The following is a 22,304-nucleotide window of genomic DNA, read 5'->3' on the forward strand; positions in this document are numbered from 1 at the left end:
AAGGGGCGGTAGTCTACCACCGCCCCTTTCGTCGTCTTACAGCTCGGCGGCGAGGCGCGAGCCCTGGTTGATGGCGCGCTTGGCATCCAGCTCGGCCGCCACGTCGGCGCCACCGATCAGGTGCACGTTCTGGCCGGCCGCAACCAAGCCGTCCTGCAGTTCACGCAGCGGGTCTTGCCCGGCGCAGATGACGATATTGTCGACCGCCAGCACCTGCGGCTCGCCCTCGGCACCGATGCGGATATGCAGGCCCTGGTCATCGATCTTCAGGTACTCGACGCTGTTGAGCATCTGCACCTGCTTGTTCTTCAGGCCAGTACGGTGGATCCAGCCGGTGGTCTTGCCGAGGCCATCGCCGACTTTGGAAGTCTTGCGCTGCAGCAGGAACACTTCACGCGCCGGGGCGTGCGGTTGCGGCTTGATACCGGCCACACCGCCACGCGCCTGCAACTGGGTGTCGATGCCCCACTCCTTCCAGAATGCTTCGCGGTCCAGGCTGGTGGACACGCCCTGGTGCACGAGGAATTCCGACACATCGAAACCGATACCGCCGGCGCCGATCACCGCCACGCGCTTGCCGACCGGCTTGCGCTCGAGGATCACGTCCAGGTAGCTCAGCACCTTGGCGTTGTCGATGCCGGGGATCGCCGGCGTGCGCGGCGCGATGCCAGTAGCGAGGATGATCTCGTCATAACCGCCCGCCGCCAGTTGCGGGACATCCACGCGGGTGTTGAGGCACAGCTCGACGTGGGTGGTCTGCAATTTGCGCTTGAAGTAGCGCAGGGTCTCGAAGAACTCTTCCTTGCCGGGCACGCGCTTGGCGATATTGAACTGGCCGCCGATCTCGCTGGCCGAGTCGAACAATGTCACCTGATGGCCGCGTTCGGCCGCCACGGTGGCTGCCGCCAGGCCCGCAGGACCGGCGCCGACCACGGCGATCTTCTTGATCTGCTTGACCGGCAGGTAGTTCAGCTCGGTTTCGTAGCAGGCGCGCGGGTTGACCAGGCAGGTGGTCAGCTTGCCGCCAAAGGTGTGGTCCAGGCAGGCCTGGTTGCAGCCGATGCAAGTGTTGATTTCGTCCGCGCGCCCGGCGGCGGCCTTGTTGACGAACTCAGGATCGGCCAGGAACGGCCGCGCCATCGAGACCATGTCGGCATCGCCCTCAGCGAGGATCTGCTCGGCAATCTCCGGCGTGTTGATACGGTTGGTGGTGATCAGTGGAATCTGCACCGCGCCGCGCAGCTTGGCGGTGACTTTGCTGAACGCGCCACGCGGCACCTTGGTGGCGATGGTCGGGATGCGCGCTTCGTGCCAGCCGATACCGGTGTTGATAATGCTCGCACCGGCTTGTTCGATGGCCTTGGCCAACTGCACGATTTCTTCCCAGGTGCTGCCGCCTTCAACCAGGTCGAGCATCGACAGGCGGAAGATAATAATGAAGTTCGGGCCGACGGCTTCCCGGACGCGGCGCACGATCTCCACCGCCAGGCGCATGCGGTTTTCGTAGCTGCCGCCCCAACGGTCGGTACGCTGGTTGGTGTGCGCGGCGAGGAACTGATTGATGAAGTAGCCTTCGGACCCCATGATTTCCACGCCGTCGTACTCGGCAACCTGGGCCAGCAGCGAGCAGGTGACAAAATCCTGGATCTGCTTCTCGATGCCCTCCTCGTCCAGCTCCTTGGGCTTGAACGGGTTGATCGGCGCCTGGATCGCGCTCGGCGCCACCTGCTTGGGACTGTAGGCATAACGGCCGGCGTGGAGGATCTGCATGCAGATCTTGCCGCCCGCCTCGTGCACGGCCTTCGTCACGATCTTGTGCTTCTGCGCCTCTTCGTCGGTGGTCAGCTTGGCCGCGCCGGCATACACCCCACCTTCATCGTTCGGGCCAATGCCGCCGGTGACCATCAGGCCCACGCCGCCACGCGCACGCTCGGCAAAATAAGCGGCCATGCGTTCGAAGCCGCCGGGCTTTTCCTCCAGGCCAGTGTGCATCGACCCCATCAGGGTGCGGTTGCGCAAGGTGGTAAAACCCAGGTCCAACGGGGCCAGCAGGTGCGGGTAGGCAGCAGCGGTCATGGTACAGCTCCACAACGGATCATCACGGGACGTGGCGCACTCGAACGGTGTGCCATCGGTTTATGTCCCACAGACTAAGAGCCCGCCCGCCGGCGCTCAATGACTGAAACTGACAAGTTATTGATCCAAATGCACAGCGCCCCTTGGCAAGCGGGTGCATGGGCCCTACCCTAGTCGGCGAACCCCGCACTCGGTCTGTTGTCTGTTGCCCCATGCGTAAACTTCTAGCTTTTACCGTCACCATGGCCCTGGTTGCCGCCATCGCCGCGTATCTGGTCTGGACCCAGAAGCGCCCCGTGGCGCATTACCTGTCGGACCTGCGCATCACCCTCGCCGTCAACGAAGGCCTGCCTGCCGACCGCGGCAACTTGCTGGGCATCCAGCCTGAGCTGTTTCCCGCCGACTACCAGAGCCTGGAACGCCTGCACCTGAAGCTCGCGGCCTACCTGCAAAAAGCCCGTGACCAGGGGCTGATCAACGACAAGACCATCGTGGTGCTGCCGGAACACATCGGCACGTGGCTGATGCTCACCGGCGAAAAGAACGAGGTGTACCAGGCCCTGCACGTGAAGGACGCGATGAACTGGCTGTCCGTCAGCAACCCCGTGCTGTTCCTGCGCGCCTGGATCAGCGCCACCGGCGACAGCCGCACCGACGACGCCTACCTGCGCATGAAGGCCAAGGGCATGGCCCGCGACTATCAGTTGCTGTTCGGCGGCCTGGCCAAGGAATTTGGCGTGACCCTGGTGGCCGGCTCCATCACCCTGCCCAACCCCAGTGTCAGCCAGGGACAACTGCAGATCGGCTCGGGCGCGCTCTATAACGCCAGTGTGGTCTTCAATGCTGACGGCTTGCCGCTTGGCGATCCGCAGCGCCAGCTCTACCCGATCTACGATGAACGCGGTTTTATCCAACCGGGTGACGAAAACGTCGTCAGCGTGGTCGACACCCCGGCCGGCCGCCTCGGTGTGCTGGTCGGCAGTGACAGCTGGTACCCGGACAACTACCGCAAGCTCAACGAGCAAGGCGCGCAACTGATCGCGGTGCCCGCCTTTGTGCTCGGCCGCGATACCTGGGATCGCCCATGGCGCGGCTTCAAAAGCGTGTCGACGCCGACTGAAATCAGCCTCAAGCCCGAAGAGCTCAGCGAAGGTGAGGCGTGGCGTCGCCTCACGCTGATCAGCCAGTCGCCCGTCAGCCACGCCACGGCCGGCATGAGCGTATTCCTGCGCGGGCAGTTCTGGGACCTGGGCACCGCCGGCCACAGCTTTCTCAGCAACAACGGGCAGATCAACGCCGACGGCGAGGCCCGTGGCGCACGCCTGTTGAATATCTGGCTGTGAAACCGGTCCGGCTGGGGGATCTGTCGGTGGGCTTCGTGCACACCCTGGCAGACGCCATCCACAGTCACGGCCTCGACCCCCAGCCGCTGCTGCTGCAATACGGCCTGGACCCGGCGCGTCTCGCCGAGGCTGGCGCACGCTTGTCGATCCCACGCTATATGCGCCTGGGCCACGCGGCCATCCAGCTCACCGGCGACCCCGCCCTGGGCCTGCGCATGGGCCAGCTCAGCCGCCTGAGCCAGGCCGGGCTGGCCGGGGTCACCGCCGCCCAGGCGCCCAACGTGCGCGAGGCCGCCCGCACGCTGACACGCTTCGAGGCGTTGTACGGCTCCAACTATCGCGGGCAATCGAGCTTTCACGAAGACGCCGAAGGCGCCTGGCTGCGCTTCTATTCCATCAGCCCGTACAACGCCTATAACCGCTTTGTGGTGGACTCGATCATCGCCGGCTGGCTGCACCAATTGTCGGGCCTGGCCCAGCAACCGGTGCAGGCGCAAAAGGTCGAGATCGAATTCGAAGCGCCCGACTACAGCGAGCAATACAGCATGCTGGGCGACAGTCCGATCCAATTTGGGGCCGAGGTCAATCAACTGCGCTTGAGCCAACCGACCCTGGCGCTGCGCAATCCACAGCACTGCCCGAGTACCTGGCAACTGTTGCTGCAATTGTGTGAACGCGAACTGGAGCAGTTGACCCGCACCCGCAGCCTGCGCGAGCGCATTACCCGTTTGCTCGGGCCGATGCTCAATGGCGGCCGGGAACCCGACCTGGAAGAAGTGGCGGCACGCTTGAAGCTGCCAACCTGGACGCTGCGCCGCAAACTGGCCGAAGAAGGCACTCAGTTTCGCGCGATTCTCAACGATACCCGTCGCGATTTGGCCATGACCTACATTCGCGATACGGAACTGGCGTTCGGCGAAATCGCCTACTTGCTCGGTTTTGCCTCGGCCCAGGCGTTTCAACGCGCCTTCAGGCGGTGGAACAACCAGACCCCAGGGGAATTTCGCCGCAGTCAACGGCATTCCGCCTGAAGTCGGTCTTACAGCTCTGTTGCATCGTCTGCGGGTTCCAGCGGGTCCAACTCAATCGCGTGGTACTCGAGCAGTTCTTCCTGGTAATCGTCCATCGTGGACTCCTTGTTTGATTGAAAAGCGGCTGCAGATAAATGACCTGCACTGCCAGCCTAAAGTGCCGTGATGACGAAAAAAAGTCGATGCGATGACGTTCCTGCACGTGCAGATTAAACGTAGCAGCGTCCGGCTGATTTAGCACTTCGCCGTTGAGGTGCGATTGCAATCATTGCAAATGCAATCATATTTCCAGTAGGGTACGAGCCTCTGTTGCCAGGAGCCTTGCCCCCATGCCCGCCTCTACCGCAAACGCCGCGCAGCTGTGCATCAATGCGCTGACCACGACCGAACATGCGCGCAGCTCACCGCTGTATGCCGTGATGACCATGGCCAATACCCTGGAATTGAGTCGCCAGGCCTGGGTGATCCGTGGCCAGTCGCGCTCCCGGCGCGTCAGTAATTGGCCGAGTTGGTTCGCGCGCAACACCGGGGAAAAGCCGCTGTTGTACCTGCACAGCGCCATCTCATCGGCGCAGCTGAGTGCGCTGTCGGACGAGACCGCGCAGCGCGGCATCTTATGCAACGACATCGAGAACCAGCCCTCGCCCTGGCCCCGGGGCGCGCAACCTTCGCTGCCGTTGTGGCTGGCCACCAACCCGCGCTGCACCCCGTATGACCCGGCCTCGGGCGACGAAGCGCGGGCGATTGTGCTAGCGGGGTTGCGCGCGTTGTACGTCGACGGCCAGCCGGGGTTCTATTACCTGGCCCTGCACGACCATGAAAGCGCGGTGCCGATGGCGGAGCAGGCGCGTGAGGATGCGCTCAAGGGCATGTACCCGATCCGGCGTGAAGGCGCGGATGTGCGCCTGCTCGGTGCGGGCCATGCATTGGAAGCGGTGGTGCAGGCCGCGCGCCTGCTGGAGCAGGACTGGAACATCAGCGCACAGCTCTGGAGTTGCCCCAGCTACACACGGCTGGCCCGCGAGGCAGCGGCCGCCGAACGCTGGAATCGTCTGCATCCGGGCGCGCCCAAACGCAGCTGTCACTTGCGTGAGTGCCTGGCGGGAAGTCGCGCGCCGGTGGTTGCCGTCACCGGCTATCCGCAAGCGATTGTCGATCAGTTAAGGGCGCACGTGGATGCACGCTTCGTCGCGTTGGGCGCGGGGTCGGTGCAGGCGGCGGCGCCGAGTCGGGATTGGATAGTGGTATCGGCGCTCAGGGCGTTGGCGGATGAAGGGCGGATCGACGCGCTGCACGTACAGGCCGCGATGAATCGCTATGCATTGAAATGCGCTTGACGGCAGACCGGCACCTACACGGTTTCTTCGTGGGGCTTCAGGTTTTGCGGCGACTGCGGGTCTGGACGCCCGCGTCCATCGCCAGCCCGGCAGTGCGTTCCAGTGCGTCGGCGAAGGCCTGGCGCTGCTCCGGCTCGATTTGCGACAGGAATAACTCGTCCACCGTGCTTTCGTAGATCGCCCACATTTTTTTGCGCAAGACCCGGCCGGCGTCGGTGATCGAGGCAAACGCCGCGCGGCCATCACCGTCGGAGCGCGAACGCAGCACCAGGCCGTCCTTTTCCAGGCGGTCCACCAGGCGAGTGAGGTTGTAGCGCTCGATGGCCAGCACGTCGGCCAATTCGTGCATGCGGCGGGTACCGTCGGGGCCGCTTTCCAGGCCCCACAGCGCGTCGTACCAGGCATAGGGCGGCAGGTCGGCCGCGGCCAGGCGGCGCTCGATTTCACGGATGACCGTCCTGTGGGCCCTGACAAAGCGGAACCAGACATCAGGCTCTTTCGACGACATGCAACACCATCCGGGGAATTTCAAGAAGGTTGCAATAGTAGCTCATCCCGCGCTAGATTCGGTCATGTAGTTGCAATTGCAATTACTTTTGACGGCACTCCCACAAGGAGACCGACACTTGAAATCCGCCTACCCTGGAGCCTCCCATGACCCCGAACAACGCAGTCCGCCGCGATGACGATCCACAGGAAACCCGCGAGTGGCTGGAGTCCATCGAATCGGTGCTGTCCACCGAAGGCCGCCCGCGCGCCCACTACCTGATCGATCAATTGCTGGATTTCGACGTGGCGCGGCATGGCGACTTCTACGGGCGCGTCACCACGCCCTACGTCAACACCATCCCGGTGGACCGCCAGTTGCCCTACCCCGGCAACCTCGCCATTGAGCGACGCACCAACGCGTTTATCCGCTGGAACGCCATGGCCATGGTGTTGCGTGCAGGCAAACACTCAGGTGTGGGTGGGCATATCGCGACTTATGCGTCAGCCGCCGTGCTGTACGACGTAGGCTTTGACCACTTCTTCCGTGGCCGTACCGACACCTTCGACGGCGACCTCGTGTATATCCAGGGCCATTCCTCACCGGGCATCTACGGGCGCGCTTACCTCGAAGGCCGTATCAGCGAAGCCCAGCTGGACAATTTCCGCCGCGAGGCGGGTGGCGACGGTATTTCGTCCTATCCTCACCCGCGGCTGATGCCGGACTTCTGGCAATTCCCCACCGTGTCCATGGGCCTTGGGCCGATCACTTCGGCCTACCAGGCGCGCTTCATGCGCTACCTGGAACTGCGTGGCCTCAAGCAGCATCAGGGCCGCAAGGTGTGGGCGTTCCTCGGTGATGGCGAAATGGACCAGCCGGAATCCCTGGCCGCTATCTCACTGGCCGGTCGCGAGAAACTCGACAACCTGATCTTCGTGGTCAACTGCAACCTGCAGCGCCTCGACGGCCCCGTGCGTGGCAATGCCAAGGTGATCCAGGAGTTCGAAAGCCTGTACCGCGCCGCCGGCTGGAACGTGATCAAGGTGATCTGGGGCGGCGGCTGGGACGCGCTGCTGGAAAAAGACCAGAGCGGCCTGCTGCGCCAACGCATGATGGAATGCGTGGACGGCGACTATCAGAACTACAAGTCGCAGAACGGTGCCTACGTGCGCGAACACTTCTTCGGCAAATACCCGGAGTTGCTCGCACTGGTTGCGGATATGTCCGACGACGAAATCTGGAAACTCTCACGCGGCGGCCATGACCCGGACAAGGTCTACAACGCTTATGCGGCAGCCGTTCGCCACACGGGACGCCCGACGGTGATCCTGGCGAAAACCGTCAAGGGCTTCGGCATGGGCGAAGCCGGCGAAGGCCAGAACATCAACCACCAGCTGAAAAAAATGGGCGCCGACGCCGTCAAGGCCTTCCGCGACCGTTTCGACCTGGAAGTGGCTGACGATCAACTCGACGCAATCCCCTACCTCAAGCCGGCCGCCGACAGCGAGGAAGCACGCTACTTCGCGGCACGGCGCCAGGCGTTGGGCGGCTATGTGCCAGCGCGGCACGCGGCGGTCCAAGCGTTGCAGATCCCCGAACTGAGCGCCTTCGCCACCCAGCTCAAGGACACCGGTGACCGCGCGATCTCGACCACCATGGCTTTCGTGCGCATCCTCGGCACCCTGCTCAAGGATCCGCACCTGGGCAAGCTGATCGTGCCTATCGTGCCGGACGAGTCACGCACCTTTGGCATGGAAAGCCTGTTCCGCCAGATCGGCATCCACTCGGCCGTCGGCCAGCTCTACACCCCACAGGACGCCGGGCAACTGAGCTACTACAAGGAGAGCAAGGACGGACAGATCATGCAGGAAGGCCTGAATGAATCCGGCGCCATTTCCTCATGGATCGCGGCGAGTACGTCCTACAGCAACCACGGCCTGATGACCGTGCCGTTCTATATTTTCTATTCGATGTTCGGCTTCCAGCGCGTCGGTGACCTGGCGTGGGCTGCTGGCGATGCACGGGCACGCGGCTTCCTGCTCGGCGCCACGGCCGGGCGCACCACGCTGATGGGCGAAGGCTTGCAGCATGACGATGGCCACAGCCACATCCTGTCCTCGGTGATTCCGTGCTGCGTGTCTTACGACCCGACCTTTGCCTACGAGCTGGCGGTGATTATTCGCGAAGGCATGCGGCGCATGTACGTCGAACAGGAGGACATTTACTACTACATCACCCTGCTCAACGAAAACTACCCGCACCCGGCGATGCCGGACGGAGTGGAAGACGGCATTCTAAAAGGCATGTACCGCCTCAGCGGTGGCCCCAAAGCCCAGGTGCAACTGATGGGCAGTGGTTCGATCCTGCGCGAGGTCATCGCCGCCGCCGCCCTGCTCGCCGAGGATTTCGACGTCCAGAGCGCGGTGTGGAGCGTGACCAGCCTCACCGAATTGCGCCGTGACGGGCACGCGGTTGAACGCTGGAACCTGCTGCATCCGGACAGTGAGCCGCGTGTGAGTTACGTCGAGCAATGCCTGCAAGCGCACACGGGGCCCGTGGTGGTCGCAACGGACTACATGAAGCTGTTCGCCGATCAGATCCGCCCGTTCGTTCCCGCTCGACGCTTTGTCGCGCTGGGCACCGATGGCTTCGGACAGTCGGACACCCGGGAAACGTTGCGCGCATTCTTCGAGGTGGACCGGCACTTCATCGCGCTGGCGGCCCTCAAGGCGCTGGCGGATGACGGCGTGATCGGTCGGGACAAGGTCAGTGAAGCGATCAAACGCTACGGGATCAACGTCGACAAGGTCGATCCCGTAGCCGTCTGAGTTACTGCGCGGGCGTCGGCAGAGGAGGAATCGCCTCTGTCGGCGGCGGCAGGTCGGGGGTAGTCGCTGCGGGTGCAGGTTCGGCCTGCGGCGCAATCGGTGCAGCCTCGGGAGCCGGCACCACCGGCTCAGAGGCCGCTGGCGCAGCCGGTTCTTCCTTCGGCGCCTCGACCTTTTCGGCGGGTGGCGGTGTCTTGGGCTCCGGCACTCCGAGGTCAGCCTTGGGCTTCTCGGGAATATGCTCGGCCTTTTTCACTTCCTGCGGCAGGAACACGTCCACCAGCGCAAAGTAACGGTCGTAGAACTTCGGCGCAGAGACTGTCTCGCTCGCGACCTTGACCATCGAGTCATCGGTGGAGCCGATTGGCATCGAGACCGACCCCAACACTCCCACACCCAGGCTCGCGGAGTTGTTGACCTTCTTCAGCGCATAGCGATCCTGCAAGGCATTGGCGAACATCGTCGAGTGGTTGTTGCCTTTGCCATCATCGGCGCACACCACGTTGAAGCTGATCTGCAGATGGGTCTCGCCGGTCTGCTGGAAGCTCTTGTTACCGACCACCAGTTTCGGATCGTTGCTGGTGATGATGTAGCCCTGGCTCAGCAAGGCCCGGCGTGCGGCTTCGCAAGCCGCGACATCGGTGACCGGATAATCCCGGGAAAACGTACCGGAGTCGTCGAAATTCTCATGTTCATAAATAGCGGTCTTGGGTGACGAGCAGCCCGCGGCGCCCGCCAACACCAGCGCCAACCCGAGGCTACGCAAGTGAAATGATGTCGACATTGAAAATCCTGAGGAAAACAGTCCGGGCGGTATTGTGCAACAGAACGCGTGCTTGGCGCGCGCATTCCTGTCGGTAAAACGTCACAGGCCTACACGACAGCTGCCGTGGGAAAAAGCCCGGCACACATATGATCAATAAACACGCGTAATTTCGCCGAGGCATGGCGACTTGATGGCCATAGCATCCAGAAACTGCCCCGGTGTTCGAGGTAGTCATCCAGCACCCGTTGCAAACGTCCCTGCGCCACGGCCTGGTTGACCATGTAGTCCGGCAGGCAGGCTATGCCCAGGCCCTCGTGCACCACATGGTTGAGCGACTCGATGGTGGTGCTGACCAACGGTGTACGCAAGGTCGGCTCCGCAGTGCCCGGCGCAAGGCGCAGCGGCCAGTGCTCGAGTTTACCGGTGGCGCAGAACTTGTGGCGCAGGCAGGCATGTTCGCTCAGGTGGTGGGGTTGCAACGGCGTACCATGCAGCTGGAAGTAAGCCGGGGTGCCCACCAGCACCAATTGGTAATGCCCCAGGTGGCGCGCCATCAAGCGCGAATCTTCCGGCTTGCCGGTGCGAATCACCGCATCGAACCCTTCCTCAATCACGTCCACCATGCGGTCGGAAAAATCCACATCCAGCTCGATGTCCGGATAAGCGCGCATGAAGTCGCTGAGCACGGGCATCAGCAGGCCCCGCACTTGCGGCACGCTGATGCGCAGTTTGCCGCGGGGCGTTGCGCTGGCCTCGGTCAGCTCGCGCTCGGCGGCCTCCACCTCGGCAAGAATGCGCCGTGATCGCTCCAGAAACAGCGAGCCTTCGCTGGTCAAGGTGATACTGCGGGTGCTGCGATGAAACAGCCGCACGCCGAGGCGTTCCTCCATGCGTGCAATGCTTTTGCCCACTGCTGAAGAGGACACCCCCAGCACGCGACCGGCGGCGGTGAAACTGCGCGTTTCCGCCACCTGCACGAAAACCGAGAGGCTGCCCAAGCTGTCCATGATCACGCCCTTTTTGATTGCGGACGCCTGAGTCCGATAAGTTCGGAACCTTAGCCTGTTTTTCCGACGTGCACAGCCCCCTACTCTGGCGCCTTGCCCTTTTGCATGGATAGAGTTTGATGACCGCACTCACCGATTCCCCACCCGTTACCCAGCGTGACGCACTGCCGCTCGGCGGTTTGCTCGCATTGGCATCGGCAGGCTTTATCACCATCCTCACCGAGGCCATGCCCGCCGGGCTCCTGCCGCAGATGGGCGAAGGCCTCGGCGTGTCGCCCGCGCTGGTCGGCCAATTGGTCACGCTCTACGCCTTGGGCTCGTTGCTGGCGGCCATCCCGCTCACGCTGCTGACCCGCGGCTGGCGACGACGGCCATTGCTGCTGATTGCCATCGGTGGCTTTGCCCTGGTCAACAGCGTGACCGCGCTGTCCAGCCATTACGGACTGACGCTGGTAGCGCGTTTTTTTGCCGGGGTCTTCGCCGGGCTGCTCTGGGCACTGCTGGCCGGTTATGCCAGCCGGATGGTTGCCCCGCACCTGCAAGGCCGGGCGATCGCGATCGCGATGCTGGGCGCACCATTGGCCCTGTCCCTGGGCGTACCGGCCGGTACCCTGCTCGGCACGCTAGTCGGCTGGCGCCTGAGTTTTGCGATCATGACCGGGCTGACGCTGGTGTTGCTGGTGTGGGCGCGCTGGCAGCTTCCGGACTTTGCCGGCCAACCCGCACAGCAGCGCCTGGGCCTGCGCCAGGTACTCAGGTTACCCGGCATTCGTCCGGTGCTGTGGGTGACCTTTACCTACGTACTGGCCCACAACATTCTCTACACCTACATCGCCCCGCTGTTGGTGCCGGCCGGGATTACCGCCGACGTCGACCGCGTGCTGCTGGTGTTTGGCTTGGCCGCATTGCTGAGCATCTGGCTGGCTGGGGTGCTGATTGACCAGTGGTTGCGCACACTGCTGCTGATCAGTTGTGCGCTGTTTGGCCTGATTGCCGTGGCCCTGGCGTTCTGGATCAACGTCCCCGCCGTCATCTATGTCGCAGTGGCCTTATGGGGCCTGGCGTTCGGCGGACTGCCGGCCTTGCTGCAGACCGCACTCGCGAAGTCAGCGGGAGCGTCGGCGGACGCTGCGCAATCGATGCTGGTGACCGTGTGGAACCTCGGCATAGCCGGCGGCGGCCTGGCCGGCGGCGTATTGCTGCAGGGCTGGGGCGTCTCGGCCTTTGCCTGGGCGGTGGTACTGCTGATGCTGCTGGCCCTGGCCGGCGCCTTACAGGCTGCGCCCCAGCAACTGGCCCGGCCAACCCTCCAGGTTGAAGGTTGAGATTCGCGTATAGCCGCACGACTCATAAAAACCCACCAGGTCACCTGTGCCGCCGGCGTAGCAGTCCACCCGCAGGCGCGTGACACCGGCTGCGCGCGCCTGGTCATCGGCGAATGCCAACAGGCGCCGCCCCAGGCCGCGTACACGGGGGTCGCGCGCGGCGATCAACAATCGCACATACACCTCCGGCTCGGCCGCCGCTGGCACATAAGGCATCGGCTCGCCCAGCACCAGTGCAGCCAGGATCTGCCCCGTGGGGGCCTCTACCACCCAGGCACCCGGCAGTGCGCAGGCTTGCGACACTTGCGCGACTCGACGGGGCGAGGCCGACCAGGGCTCAGTGCCCCATTGATGGTTATTGCCCAGGCGTGCGAACCACTCAATCACCTCGTCAAACACCTGCAGCACCGCAGGAACATCCGCCTCAGTGGCGCGACGGATCACCCAGCCTTCCTGTTCCTGAATCAACACGCGTGAACCTCCTTGCTCGACGATTGCGAACCCCCAGTCTAGCGCACAAAAAAAAGCCCCCGGTCATCGCTGGCCGGGGGCTTTCTTATTCAAACCGCCATCAGTACTTCTTGATGTCGGCCTTGGTTTCCAACTGCTTGCGGTACGCCGCGAAGTCCTGCTGGCCGACACGGGAAGCGAGGAAGCGGCGGTATTGCGCTTTTTCTTCTTCCGATGGGGCTGCGGCTTCATTGACGCCGTTCAAGCGCACGATCACCAGGCTACCGTCAGCCAGGGTCACGGTGGTAAAGGTCGGCTTGTCCTTGGCCGCAGGCTTGGGCATGCGGAACAGGGCTTGCAGCACGGCCGGGTCAATCGCTTCCTGGCTACGGGTAGCCGCTTCAGTGACTTTCCAGGCCTGACCATCGATCGGTTGGTTCAGCGGGGTCTTGCCATCACGCAGGCTGGCGATCAACTCGTCGGCATGCGTCTTGGCAGCGGCGCTGGCGCGCTCCTTGATCATCTGTGCACGGATCGGCGCAGCAACGCTTTCCAGCGGCAGTTGCGCAGGTTTGCGGTGCTCTTTGGCACGCAGCACGATGATGGTTTCCGGGTCGAGTTCGATGGCGCTGCTGTTGGCACCTTCATCCAGGACTTCCGGGCTGAACGCAGCGGTGACCACGGCACGGTTGGCCGCAACGCCTTCGCCACCTTCACGGCCAAACGGCGCGGAGGTGTGCACGGTCAGCTTCAGGTCGGACGCTGGCTGGGCCAGGTCAGAGGCTTCGAATGCCGCATCTTCCAATTGCTTGGTCGCTTCGACAAAACGCTGCTCGACCTGCTGGGTCTTGAGCTCGCGGGTCAGCTTGTCCTTCAGGCTGGCGAACGTCGGCACTTGCGGTGCCTCAACGCCCAACAACTTGATCAAGTGCCAACCGAAGGTGCTGCGCACCGGCGCCGAAACCTGGTCCTTGTTCAACGCGTACAAGGCGGTTTCAAAATCCGGGTCGTAGACGCCAGGGCCGGCAAAGCCGAGGTCGCCGCCATTGTTGGCCGAACCTGGATCCTGGGAGAACTCCTTGGCCAGGGCTTCGAACGACTCGCCCTTGGCCAGACGCGCCTGGATTTCCTCGATCTTGGCCTTGGCTTGCGCGTCGGTGACCTTGTCGTTGACTTCAATCAGGATGTGCGCCGCACGACGCTGTTCAGCGAGGTTGGCGGTTTCTTTCTGATAGGCCGCCTGCAACTCCTCGTCCTTGACCGCAACCTGGTCGAAGAAGGACGACTTCTTCAACTCCAGATAGTCGATGACCACCTGGTCCGGGGTCATGAACTCCTTGGCGTGCTGGTCGTAGTAAGCCTTGACCTCGTCGTCGGTGAGTTTCACCGCGCCAGGGTTGGCCTTGATGTTGACGGTGGCGAAATCGCGGGTCTGCTTCTCCAGACGGGCAAAAGCGTTCACCTCGGCGTCGGTCACGAAACCGCTGCCGGCGATGCCTGCGCGAACCTGGCCGATGAGCATTTCCTGGGTCAGCATCTGACGGAACTGCAGTCGGCTGTAGCCCAGTTGACGGATCACCTGGTCAAAGCGTTCGGCACTGAACTTGCCGTCCACCTGGAATTCCGGCGTCTGCAGGATGACCTGGTCCAGTGCTGCTTCAGAGAAGCCGAACTTGGAATCAGCCGCGCCTTGCAGCAGCAACTTGCGATCGATCAGGCCCTTGAGGGCGGCGTCGCGCAGCAGTTTTTCGTCGAGCAGCGAAGCATCGAAATCCTTGCCCAGCTGTTGCATCAGTTGGCGACGTTGCATGTCGACAGCCTGGCTCAGTTCGGTCTGGGTGATTTCTTCACCGTTGACCTTGGCCACGTCCTGCTTGGTGTTGGTCGAAGCCTGAAAAATAGCCTCGATACCGGTGAACGCCATCAAAGCGACGATGATCCCGATAATGGTCTTGGCAATCCAGCCTTGTGAATTGTCCCTGATATTTTGCAGCATGCGTCCCCCAGAAACGGTTGAACTTCAAAAATTGGCAACCGTGGAGCGTGGGTAGAGTCCGGATAGAAGAAAGGCGCATCCGAGGATGCGCCTTCTCGTAACTGGCGGAGCGGACGGGGGTTTGAACCCACACCCCCGGCGTGGCGACCCGATGGATACGTGGGTCAGCTGCCGCTCCGCTGCCAGGCCAGACCTGCGTCCGACCCGGGTAGGCAAAGGCTTGATCGAAGCTTAGTTAACGGCTTCTTTCAGGGCTTTACCGGCTTTGAAACCTGGTTTCTTGGCAGCAGCGATTTGCAGTGCTTTGCCAGTCTGTGGGTTACGGCCAGTGCGAGCTGGGCGGTCAGTCACAGAGAAAGTACCGAAGCCTACCAGTACTACGGAGTCGCCGGCCTTCAGAGCGCCAGTGACGGATTCGATTACTGCATCCAGCGCACGGCCAGCAGCAGCTTTCGGGATATCAGCGGATGCAGCGATAGCATCAATCAGTTCCGACTTGTTCACTCTAAGTCCCCTTATATATCTATTGAGTATGATTCTAAGTTTTTTGGTGAAAGCAAAAACCAGTGCTGAATGGCCTACAGACACTTAAGAGCCGCTTTATAACAAGGGCTCTAAAAAGCTGTCAAGGAAGCCCCCAGGCTTCAACACATTAATGCGTGCTAATTCTTTCCTTGGAATCAGACTCGCGCTTTTCGTCCTTAGCGACTATCTCCGGAGCCACATCCGGCAAGGGCTCCGGCGCGTATTGCAGCGCAATTTGCAGGACCTCGTCAATCCATTTAACCGGTTTAATCTGAAGATCCTGCTTGATGTTGTCAGGAATTTCCTTCAGATCGCGAACATTCTCTTCAGGAATGATCACGGTCTTGATTCCACCCCGGTGTGCAGCGAGTAATTTCTCTTTCAAACCACCGATAGCCAATACCTGGCCACGCAGGGTAATTTCCCCGGTCATGGCGACATCGGCGCGCACCGGAATACCGGTCAATGCCGACACCAGGGCCGTGCACATGCCTACGCCTGCGCTAGGGCCGTCTTTGGGCGTAGCCCCTTCCGGCATGTGGATGTGGGTGTCGTGCTTCTCGTGGAAGTCCAGGGGGATCCCCAGGCTCCTTGCGCGGCTGCGCACCACGGTCTGCGCGGCGGTAATCGATTCGACCATCACATCGCCCAGCGAACCGGTCTTGATCAACTGGCCCTTGCCCGGGATCACTGCTGCTTCAATGGTCAGCAATTCGCCGCCCACCTGGGTCCACGCCAGGCCAGTCACCTGCCCTACCTGGTCCTGCTGCTCGGCCAGGCCGTAGCGGAATTTACGCACACCCAGGAAGTGCTCCAGGGAGTCGGCCGTGACCTTCACCGAGAAGCGTTTTTCCAGCGCATGTTCCTTGACTGCCTTGCGGCAGATCTTCGCGATCTGGCGCTCAAGGCCGCGCACACCGGCCTCGCGGGTGTAGTAACGAACGATGTCGCGGATCGTCTCGACCTCGAATTCGATCTCGCCCTTCTTCAGGCCGTTGGCCGAAATCTGCTTGGGCGCGAGGTATTTGACGGCGATGTTGATCTTCTCGTCTTCGGTGTAACCCGGCAGACGAATCACCTCCATCCGGTCCAGCAGCGCTGGCGGGATATTCATCGAGTTGGAGGTGCACAGGAACATCACGTCGGAGAGGTCGTAGTCGACTTCCAGGTAATGGTCGTTGAAATTGTGGTTCTGCTCGGGGTCGAGCACCTCGAGCAATGCCGAGGCCGGATCGCCGCGCATGTCGCTGCCCATCTTGTCGATTTCATCGAGCAGGAACAGCGGGTTGCGCACGCCCACTTTCGTCATCTTTTGAATCAATCTTCCTGGCATCGAACCGATGTAGGTACGGCGATGACCACGGATTTCCGCTTCGTCACGCACGCCACCGAGGGCCATGCGCACGAATTTCCGGTTGGTGGCATTGGCAATGGACTCGGCCAGGGAGGTTTTACCCACACCAGGCGGCCCTACCAGGCACAGCACCGGGCCACGAATCTTCTTCACGCGCTTTTGCACGGCGAGGTATTCGAGGATGCGCTCTTTGACTTCTTCGAGGCCGTAGTGGTCGGCATCCAGGATGTCCTCGGCGCGCGCCAGGTCCAGGCGTACCTTGGTCTGGGCCTTCCACGGCACTTGCACCAGCCAGTCGATGTAGGAGCGAACCACAGTGGCTTCAGCGGACATCGGCGACATTTGCTTGAGCTTGTTCAGCTCGGCATTGGCCTTGGTCAGCGCGTCTTTCGGCAGGCCGGCGGCATCGATGCGCTTTTTCAGCTCTTCGATTTCGTTGTGGCCTTCCTCGCTGTCGCCGAGCTCCTTCTGAATGGCCTTCATCTGCTCATTCAGGTAGTACTCGCGCTGGCTGCGCTCCATTTGTTTCTTCACACGACCACGGATGCGCTTCTCAACCTGCAGCAGGTCGATTTCGGCATCCAGCAGCGCCAGCACGTGTTCGACACGGGCCGGCAGGTCGATGATTTCGAGGATGTCCTGCTTCTGCTCGATCTTCAGCGCCATGTGCGCAGCCATGGTGTCGACCAGGCGGCTTGGCTCATCGATGCTGTTAAGCGAAGACAGCACTTCAGCCGGGACTTTCTTGCCCAGCTGCACATACTGCTCGAACTGCGAGAGCAGGCTGCGGACAAAGACTTCGGATTCGCGCTCAGGGGCTTCGACTTCGTCGATCAGCGCCACTTCGGCGCGCAGGTGGCCGTCCACCTCCATGAAGCGCTCGACCGCACCGCGTTGCTCGCCTTCAACCAGCACCTTGACGGTGCCATCAGGCAGTTTGAGCAGTTGCAGTACGGTGGCAATGGTACCGACGCGATACAGGGCATCTTCGCCAGGATCATCATCGGCAGGATTTCTCTGGGCCAACAGCAGGATCTGCTTGTCGCCCGTCATCGCGGCCTCGAGGGCTTCGATAGACTTCTCGCGCCCCACGAACAGCGGGATAACCATGTGCGGATAGACGACGACATCACGCAACGGCAGGAGAGGCAATTCGATGGTTGTCTTCATGATTTCGCCTCTATGACAGTTGAAAAGTACGCTTGAAACCAAGATGGGGGCTGCGTGTAAAAAAAACAAGCTCAATGCTGGCAGTTACACGCAGTAAAAAATCTTCATGAAAAACAAAGGGGCCCCTAAAGGCCCCTTGTTTGTACCGAAACTGCGAAACGCTTACGCGTCTGGCGCAGCCTTGGCAGCCGGCTCACTGTTTTCGTAGATATACAGTGGCTTGGACTTGCCTTCTATAACGCTTTCATCGATCACCACTTTACTCACCTCGGACTGCGAGGGGATTTCGTACATGGTGTCGAGCAACACGCCTTCGAGAATCGAGCGCAGGCCACGTGCACCGGTCTTGCGCTCCAGTGCCCGCTTGGCCACCGATTTGAGCGCGTCGGTACGGAACTCGAGGTCTACACCTTCCATTTCGAACAGCTTCGCGTATTGCTTGGTCAGGGCGTTCTTCGGCTCGGTGAGGATCTGAATCAGAGCAGCCTCATCCAGCTCGTCCAACGTGGCCAGGACCGGCAGACGGCCGACGAATTCCGGGATCAGACCGAACTTGACCAGATCGTCAGGCTCGACTTCACGCAGGGACTCGCCCACTTTCTTGCCTTCTTCCTTGCTGCGCACTTCTGCACTGAAACCGATACCGCCACGGGTGGAACGCTGCTGGATAACCTTCTCCAGACCCGAGAACGCACCGCCACAGATGAACAGGATGTTGCGCGTATCAACCTGAAGGAATTCCTGCTGCGGATGCTTGCGGCCGCCTTGTGGCGGTACGGAAGCGACCGTGCCTTCAATCAGTTTCAACAGGGCCTGCTGCACGCCTTCACCGGAAACATCCCGGGTGATCGACGGGTTGTCGGACTTGCGCGAGATCTTGTCGATTTCGTCGATGTAGACAATACCCATCTGGGCTTTCTCTACGTCGTAGTCACATTTCTGCAGCAGTTTCTGAATGATGTTCTCGACGTCCTCACCCACGTAGCCAGCCTCGGTGAGGGTGGTTGCGTCGGCGATGGTGAACGGAACGTTCAGCAGGCGAGCGAGGGTTTCTGCAAGCAGGGTCTTACCCGAGCCTGTAGGACCGATCAGCAAGATGTTGCTTTTGCCGAGTTCGACTTCGTCGCCTTTCTTGTCACGCTGGTTCAAGCGCTTGTAGTGGTTGTACACCGCTACGGCCAGAACCTTCTTTGCACGCTCTTGACCGATGACATACTGGTCAAGGATGCCGCTGATTTCTTTAGGCGAAGGCAATTTATGCGCGCTGCTTTCGGCCTGTGCTTCCTGCACCTCCTCACGGATGATGTCATTGCACAGGTCGACGCACTCGTCGCAGATAAAGACCGAGGGGCCGGCAATCAATTTGCGTACTTCATGCTGGCTTTTGCCACAGAAGGAGCAATAGAGCAGCTTGCCGTTGTCCTCGCCGTTGCGGGTGTCAGTCATTCGTTCGATCCAAATCCGATAGGCTTGCAACACAAGATGAAGGCTTATGCGGGCTTTTTCAAGCCCGCCGATGATCGGACATGCCGACCAGCCCTATTTTGAGCGGCTTATATTAAGCGGGGCGCTTTTCGATCACTGCGTCGATCAACCCGTAATCACGCGCGACTTCGGCGCTCATGAAGTTGTCGCGGTTGGTGTCGCGCTCGATTTCTTCCAGGGTGCGCCCGCTGTGCTTGGCCATCAGCGTGTTGAGACGCTCGCGGATGAAGAGGATTTCCTTGGCGTGGATTTCGATGTCCGACGCCTGGCCCTGGAAACCGCCCAGTGGCTGGTGAATCATCACGCGCGAGTTCGGCAGGCAGAAACGCTTGCCGTGGGCCCCTGCGGTGAGCAGGAACGCGCCCATGCTGCAGGCCTGGCCGATGCAAGTGGTCGATACATTCGGCTTGATGAACTGCATGGTGTCGTAGATCGACATGCCCGCCGTCACCGAACCGCCAGGTGAGTTGATGTAGAGATGGATGTCCTTGTCCGGGTTTTCCGCTTCAAGGAACAGCAGTTGCGCACAGATCAGGTTGGCCATGTAGTCCTCTACCGGGCCCACCAGAAAGATCACTCGCTCCTTGAGCAGGCGCGAGTAGATGTCGTAGGCGCGTTCGCCACGAGCGGACTGCTCGACAACCATCGGGACCAGGCCGCCTGCGGCCTGGATATCAGAGTTCTGCTGAATATAGGAATTACGGAACATGCTCTGCAGTTACTCCCAAATAGTCATGTCTTGAAAACGCATAAGCCAGCGCGAGGCTGGCTTATGGTTGAATTTCCAACGAGTTGGACAATCAGTCGGCTTGTGCTGCTTCCGCCGGTTTGACTGCTTCTTCGTAAGAGACCGCTTTGTCGGTCACCTTAGCCTTCTGCAGAACAGTATCCACAACTTGTTCTTCCAGCACAACCGAACGTACTTCGTTCAGCTGCTGGTCGTTCTTGTAGTACCAAGCCACGACCTGCTCAGGCTCCTGGTAGGCCGAAGCCATTTCCTGGATCATTTCACGAACGCGATCTTCGTCAGGCTTGAGGTCGAACTGCTTGACCACTTCAGCCACGATCAGCCCCAGCACGACGCGGCGCTTGGCTTGTTCTTCGAACAGCTCGGCCGGCAGTTGGTCAGGCTTGATGTTGCCACCGAACTGCTGCACAGCTTGCACGCGCAGGCGGTCCACTTCGTTGGACAGCAGGGCCTTAGGCACCTCGATCGGGTTGGCGGCCAGCAGACCGTCCATGACCTGGTTCTTGACCTTGGACTTGATGGCCTGGCGCAGTTCGCGCTCCATGTTCTTGCGAACTTCGGTGCGGAAGCCTTCGATGCCGGTTTCCTTGATACCGAATTGAGCGAAGAATTCTTCGTTCAGTTCTGGCAGCTTAGGCTCGGAAACGCTGTTGACGGTCACGGTGAACTCGGCGGCTTTGCCAGCCAGGTCCAGGTTCTGGTAGTCAGCCGGGAAAGTCAGGTTCAGAACGCGCTCTTCGCCCGCCTTCGCGCCAACAAGGCCGTCTTCGAAGCCAGGGATCATGCGGTTGGAACCCAGCACCAGCTGAGTACCCTTGGCGGAGCCGCCAGCGAACACTTCGCCGTCAACCTTGCCAACGAAATCGATGTTCAGCTGGTCTTCGTTCTGGGCAGCACGGTCGACCACTTCGAAACGGGTGTTCTGCTTGCGCAGGATTTCCAGCATGTTGTCCAGGTCGGAATCAGCTACTTCAGCGCTCAGGCGCTCGATAGCGATACCTTCGAAACCTGCCACTTCAAACTCTGGGAACACTTCGAATACGGCAACGTATTCCAGGTCCTTGCCCGCTTCCAGGGACTTCGGCTCGATCGAAGGCGAGCCAGCCGGGTTCAGCTTTTGCTCGACAACTGCTTCATAGAAGGAAGCCTGGATCACGTCGCCTACCGCTTCCTGACGCGCATCAGCACCAAAACGGCGCTTGATTTCGCTCATTGGCACTTTGCCTGGACGGAAACCAGCGATCTTGGCCTTTTGGGCAGTCTGCTGCAGACGCTTGTTGACCGCAGTCTCGATACGCTCTGCCGGCACGGTGATGCTCAGGCGGCGCTCGAGAGCAGTAGTATTTTCAACAGAAACTTGCATGGATATTCCTCGTTGCACAGACGTTAGCCGGCCATTTCCGACCCCAATCAAGGGCATGCATTCTAGTGGGTCAAACTCAAGAAGTCACCCTACTGAGAATACGCCCGAAAACAGCCGGCAATTTATCGGTACGAAGGCACTGATGTACCTCGCCCCGGTGACAAATACAGCCCATCACGCCAGGGCTCTGCGCCGCCCCTTCTATATATAGAAGAAGTCGTCATCCATCTCCCTGACGGCCAACCCTCAAACAGGGCCAGCAGGCAGCGCGGCATCATCGAGACACATAAATACGACGAAACGCCTGCCCTTGCGACCCACTACCTGCAGCCGCCGAATATTCGAACCGCTAAAACCAAAAAAGGCGCCAGACTGTTAAATCTGGCGCCTTTCGAATATGGGGTGGACGAAGGGGATCGAACCCTCGACAACGGGAGTCACAATCCCGTGCTCTACCAACTGAGCTACGCCCACCATATTGCGTTAACAAAGAAACCAAACCACTTCTTTGTCGAGCCTTACCCACCTGACGGAGGGACAAAGCTTTTATTGGTGCGGATGAAGAGACTCGAACTCTTACGCCTCGCGGCGCTGGAACCTAAATCCAGTGTGTCTACCAATTCCACCACATCCGCGCTTGAAGCTCTTAAAGCAAAGGCGCCAGATGATTAATCTGGCGCCTTTCAAAATATGGGGTGGACGAAGGGGATCGAACCCTCGACAACGGGAGTCACAATCCCGTGCTCTACCAACTGAGCTACGCCCACCATATAGCGCTACTTGTGCCAAAGCTGCCTAATGGCGCACCCGGCAGGACTCGAACCTGCGACCATCCGCTTAGAAGGCGGATGCTCTATCCAGCTGAGCTACGGGCGCCTGATTAATCTGTACTCTATAAGGACTACAAACTAAGTGCTTCCAGCCTTGCAGAACAACAATCCTGCTCGACCTTCTTAACCAGTGCTAGGCTGTGCCCGACAAGTGCGACGAATAGTATAGAGGGTCCTGAAACC

The 22,304-nt window shown here is 60.8% G+C and carries 16 protein-coding genes and 4 tRNA genes; 5 read left to right on the plus strand and 15 right to left on the minus strand.

What is annotated here, in order from left to right; translation table 11 throughout:
* Positions 1 to 36 precede the first annotated feature (36 nt).
* Complete coding sequence (locus tag JFU04_RS18360; RefSeq protein WP_201145263.1) at positions 37 to 2,076, minus strand: NADPH-dependent 2,4-dienoyl-CoA reductase; 2,040 nt, start codon at positions 2,074 to 2,076, stop codon at positions 37 to 39.
* A gap of 212 nt (positions 2,077 to 2,288) precedes the next feature.
* Between JFU04_RS18360 and JFU04_RS18365 the strand changes: the two genes are divergently transcribed.
* The 3 genes from JFU04_RS18365 (at position 2,289) to JFU04_RS18375 (ending at position 5,787) form a co-directional block, all read left to right on the plus strand.
* Positions 2,289 to 3,419, plus strand: a complete 1,131-nt coding sequence (locus JFU04_RS18365) for a carbon-nitrogen hydrolase family protein (RefSeq protein WP_201145265.1) — start codon at positions 2,289 to 2,291, stop codon at positions 3,417 to 3,419.
* Positions 3,416 to 4,450, plus strand: a complete 1,035-nt coding sequence (locus JFU04_RS18370; RefSeq protein WP_065901145.1) for an AraC family transcriptional regulator — start codon at positions 3,416 to 3,418, stop codon at positions 4,448 to 4,450. The genes JFU04_RS18365 and JFU04_RS18370 overlap by 4 nt, the downstream gene beginning before the upstream one ends.
* Before the next feature lie 329 nt (positions 4,451 to 4,779).
* Positions 4,780 to 5,787, plus strand: a complete 1,008-nt coding sequence (locus JFU04_RS18375; RefSeq protein ID WP_120449031.1) for a transketolase-like TK C-terminal-containing protein — start codon at positions 4,780 to 4,782, stop codon at positions 5,785 to 5,787.
* Between the two features lie 37 nt (positions 5,788 to 5,824).
* On the opposite strand, the gene JFU04_RS18380 is transcribed toward JFU04_RS18375, so the two are convergent.
* Entirely contained in the window at positions 5,825 to 6,295 is a 471-nt protein-coding gene (locus JFU04_RS18380; protein ID WP_120449032.1) for a MarR family winged helix-turn-helix transcriptional regulator, read from the minus strand.
* 146 nt (positions 6,296 to 6,441) lie between these two features.
* On the opposite strand from JFU04_RS18380, the gene aceE reads away from it, so the two are divergent.
* Positions 6,442 to 9,102, plus strand: a complete 2,661-nt coding sequence (gene aceE / locus JFU04_RS18385; RefSeq protein ID WP_120449033.1) for a pyruvate dehydrogenase (acetyl-transferring), homodimeric type — start codon at positions 6,442 to 6,444, stop codon at positions 9,100 to 9,102.
* Between the two features lies 1 nt (position 9,103).
* On the opposite strand, the gene JFU04_RS18390 is transcribed toward aceE, so the two are convergent.
* Both JFU04_RS18390 and JFU04_RS18395 read right to left on the minus strand, forming a co-directional pair.
* Entirely contained in the window at positions 9,104 to 9,886 is a 783-nt protein-coding gene (locus JFU04_RS18390; protein WP_120449034.1) for a DUF2242 domain-containing protein, read from the minus strand.
* An 89-nt stretch (positions 9,887 to 9,975) separates the two neighbouring features.
* Complete coding sequence (locus tag JFU04_RS18395) at positions 9,976 to 10,875, minus strand: LysR family transcriptional regulator (protein ID WP_120449035.1); 900 nt, start codon at positions 10,873 to 10,875, stop codon at positions 9,976 to 9,978.
* 119 nt (positions 10,876 to 10,994) lie between these two features.
* Here JFU04_RS18395 and JFU04_RS18400 point away from each other — a divergent pair, with 119 nt between their 5' ends.
* Entirely contained in the window at positions 10,995 to 12,200 is a 1,206-nt protein-coding gene (locus JFU04_RS18400) for an MFS transporter (protein WP_120449036.1), read from the plus strand.
* On the opposite strand, the gene JFU04_RS18405 is transcribed toward JFU04_RS18400, so the two are convergent.
* The 11 genes from JFU04_RS18405 to JFU04_RS18455 all read right to left on the minus strand — a co-directional run bounded on the left by JFU04_RS18405 (position 12,147) and on the right by JFU04_RS18455 (position 22,167).
* A complete protein-coding gene (locus JFU04_RS18405; protein ID WP_240435240.1) occupies positions 12,147 to 12,671 on the minus strand; it encodes a GNAT family N-acetyltransferase in 525 nt (174 codons plus the stop codon). The genes JFU04_RS18400 and JFU04_RS18405 overlap by 54 nt on opposite strands.
* Before the next feature lie 100 nt (positions 12,672 to 12,771).
* A complete protein-coding gene (locus JFU04_RS18410; RefSeq protein ID WP_120449037.1) occupies positions 12,772 to 14,646 on the minus strand; it encodes a SurA N-terminal domain-containing protein in 1,875 nt (624 codons plus the stop codon).
* A 231-nt stretch (positions 14,647 to 14,877) separates the two neighbouring features.
* Positions 14,878 to 15,150, minus strand: coding sequence for an HU family DNA-binding protein (locus JFU04_RS18415; protein WP_003174819.1), 273 nt, complete (start codon positions 15,148 to 15,150; stop codon positions 14,878 to 14,880).
* Positions 15,151 to 15,298: 148 nt separating this feature from the next.
* Positions 15,299 to 17,695: an endopeptidase La gene (gene lon / locus JFU04_RS18420; RefSeq protein ID WP_065901165.1), complete on the minus strand. Its 2,397-nt coding sequence runs from the start codon at positions 17,693 to 17,695 to the stop codon at positions 15,299 to 15,301.
* 162 nt (positions 17,696 to 17,857) lie between these two features.
* Positions 17,858 to 19,141, minus strand: a complete 1,284-nt coding sequence (gene clpX / locus JFU04_RS18425) for an ATP-dependent Clp protease ATP-binding subunit ClpX (protein ID WP_010209414.1) — start codon at positions 19,139 to 19,141, stop codon at positions 17,858 to 17,860.
* Positions 19,142 to 19,253: 112 nt separating this feature from the next.
* Positions 19,254 to 19,889 (minus strand): ATP-dependent Clp endopeptidase proteolytic subunit ClpP, encoded by a 636-nt coding sequence (clpP, locus tag JFU04_RS18430; protein ID WP_065901167.1) that lies wholly within the window; start codon positions 19,887 to 19,889, stop codon positions 19,254 to 19,256.
* A 91-nt stretch (positions 19,890 to 19,980) separates the two neighbouring features.
* The gene (tig, locus tag JFU04_RS18435) at positions 19,981 to 21,291 is read right to left on the minus strand and encodes a trigger factor (protein ID WP_065901169.1); all 1,311 of its coding nucleotides are present in this window, start codon (positions 21,289 to 21,291) and stop codon (positions 19,981 to 19,983) included.
* A gap of 398 nt (positions 21,292 to 21,689) precedes the next feature.
* Positions 21,690 to 21,765, minus strand: a tRNA-His gene (locus JFU04_RS18440).
* A gap of 76 nt (positions 21,766 to 21,841) precedes the next feature.
* Positions 21,842 to 21,926 (minus strand) — tRNA-Leu (locus JFU04_RS18445).
* Positions 21,927 to 21,982: 56 nt separating this feature from the next.
* A tRNA-His gene (locus tag JFU04_RS18450) sits at positions 21,983 to 22,058 on the minus strand.
* A 32-nt stretch (positions 22,059 to 22,090) separates the two neighbouring features.
* Positions 22,091 to 22,167: transfer RNA gene (locus JFU04_RS18455), tRNA-Arg, on the minus strand.
* Between the last annotated feature and the right edge of the window lie 137 nt (positions 22,168 to 22,304).

This window comes from Pseudomonas sp. TH21, from assembly GCF_016651025.1.
GTDB classification, from domain to species: Bacteria; Pseudomonadota; Gammaproteobacteria; order Pseudomonadales; family Pseudomonadaceae; genus Aquipseudomonas; species Aquipseudomonas aylmerensis.

Excerpts from the sequence above, each read along its gene's own strand:
- JFU04_RS18400 (WP_120449036.1), top strand. The coding sequence starts at position 10,995 with ATGACCGCACTCACCGATTCCCCACCCGTTACCCAGCGTGACGCACTG.
- clpP (WP_065901167.1), bottom strand. The coding sequence starts at position 19,889 with ATGTTCCGTAATTCCTATATTCAGCAGAACTCTGATATCCAGGCCGCA.
- JFU04_RS18410 (WP_120449037.1), bottom strand. The coding sequence starts at position 14,646 with ATGCTGCAAAATATCAGGGACAATTCACAAGGCTGGATTGCCAAGACC.
- JFU04_RS18360 (WP_201145263.1), bottom strand. The coding sequence starts at position 2,076 with ATGACCGCTGCTGCCTACCCGCACCTGCTGGCCCCGTTGGACCTGGGT.
- JFU04_RS18375 (WP_120449031.1), top strand. The coding sequence starts at position 4,780 with ATGCCCGCCTCTACCGCAAACGCCGCGCAGCTGTGCATCAATGCGCTG.
- aceE (WP_120449033.1), top strand. The coding sequence starts at position 6,442 with ATGACCCCGAACAACGCAGTCCGCCGCGATGACGATCCACAGGAAACC.
- JFU04_RS18395 (WP_120449035.1), bottom strand. The coding sequence starts at position 10,875 with ATGGACAGCTTGGGCAGCCTCTCGGTTTTCGTGCAGGTGGCGGAAACG.
- tig (WP_065901169.1), bottom strand. The coding sequence starts at position 21,291 with ATGCAAGTTTCTGTTGAAAATACTACTGCTCTCGAGCGCCGCCTGAGC.
- JFU04_RS18390 (WP_120449034.1), bottom strand. The coding sequence starts at position 9,886 with ATGTCGACATCATTTCACTTGCGTAGCCTCGGGTTGGCGCTGGTGTTG.
- JFU04_RS18380 (WP_120449032.1), bottom strand. The coding sequence starts at position 6,295 with ATGTCGTCGAAAGAGCCTGATGTCTGGTTCCGCTTTGTCAGGGCCCAC.
- lon (WP_065901165.1), bottom strand. The coding sequence starts at position 17,695 with ATGAAGACAACCATCGAATTGCCTCTCCTGCCGTTGCGTGATGTCGTC.
- clpX (WP_010209414.1), bottom strand. The coding sequence starts at position 19,141 with ATGACTGACACCCGCAACGGCGAGGACAACGGCAAGCTGCTCTATTGC.
- JFU04_RS18365 (WP_201145265.1), top strand. The coding sequence starts at position 2,289 with ATGCGTAAACTTCTAGCTTTTACCGTCACCATGGCCCTGGTTGCCGCC.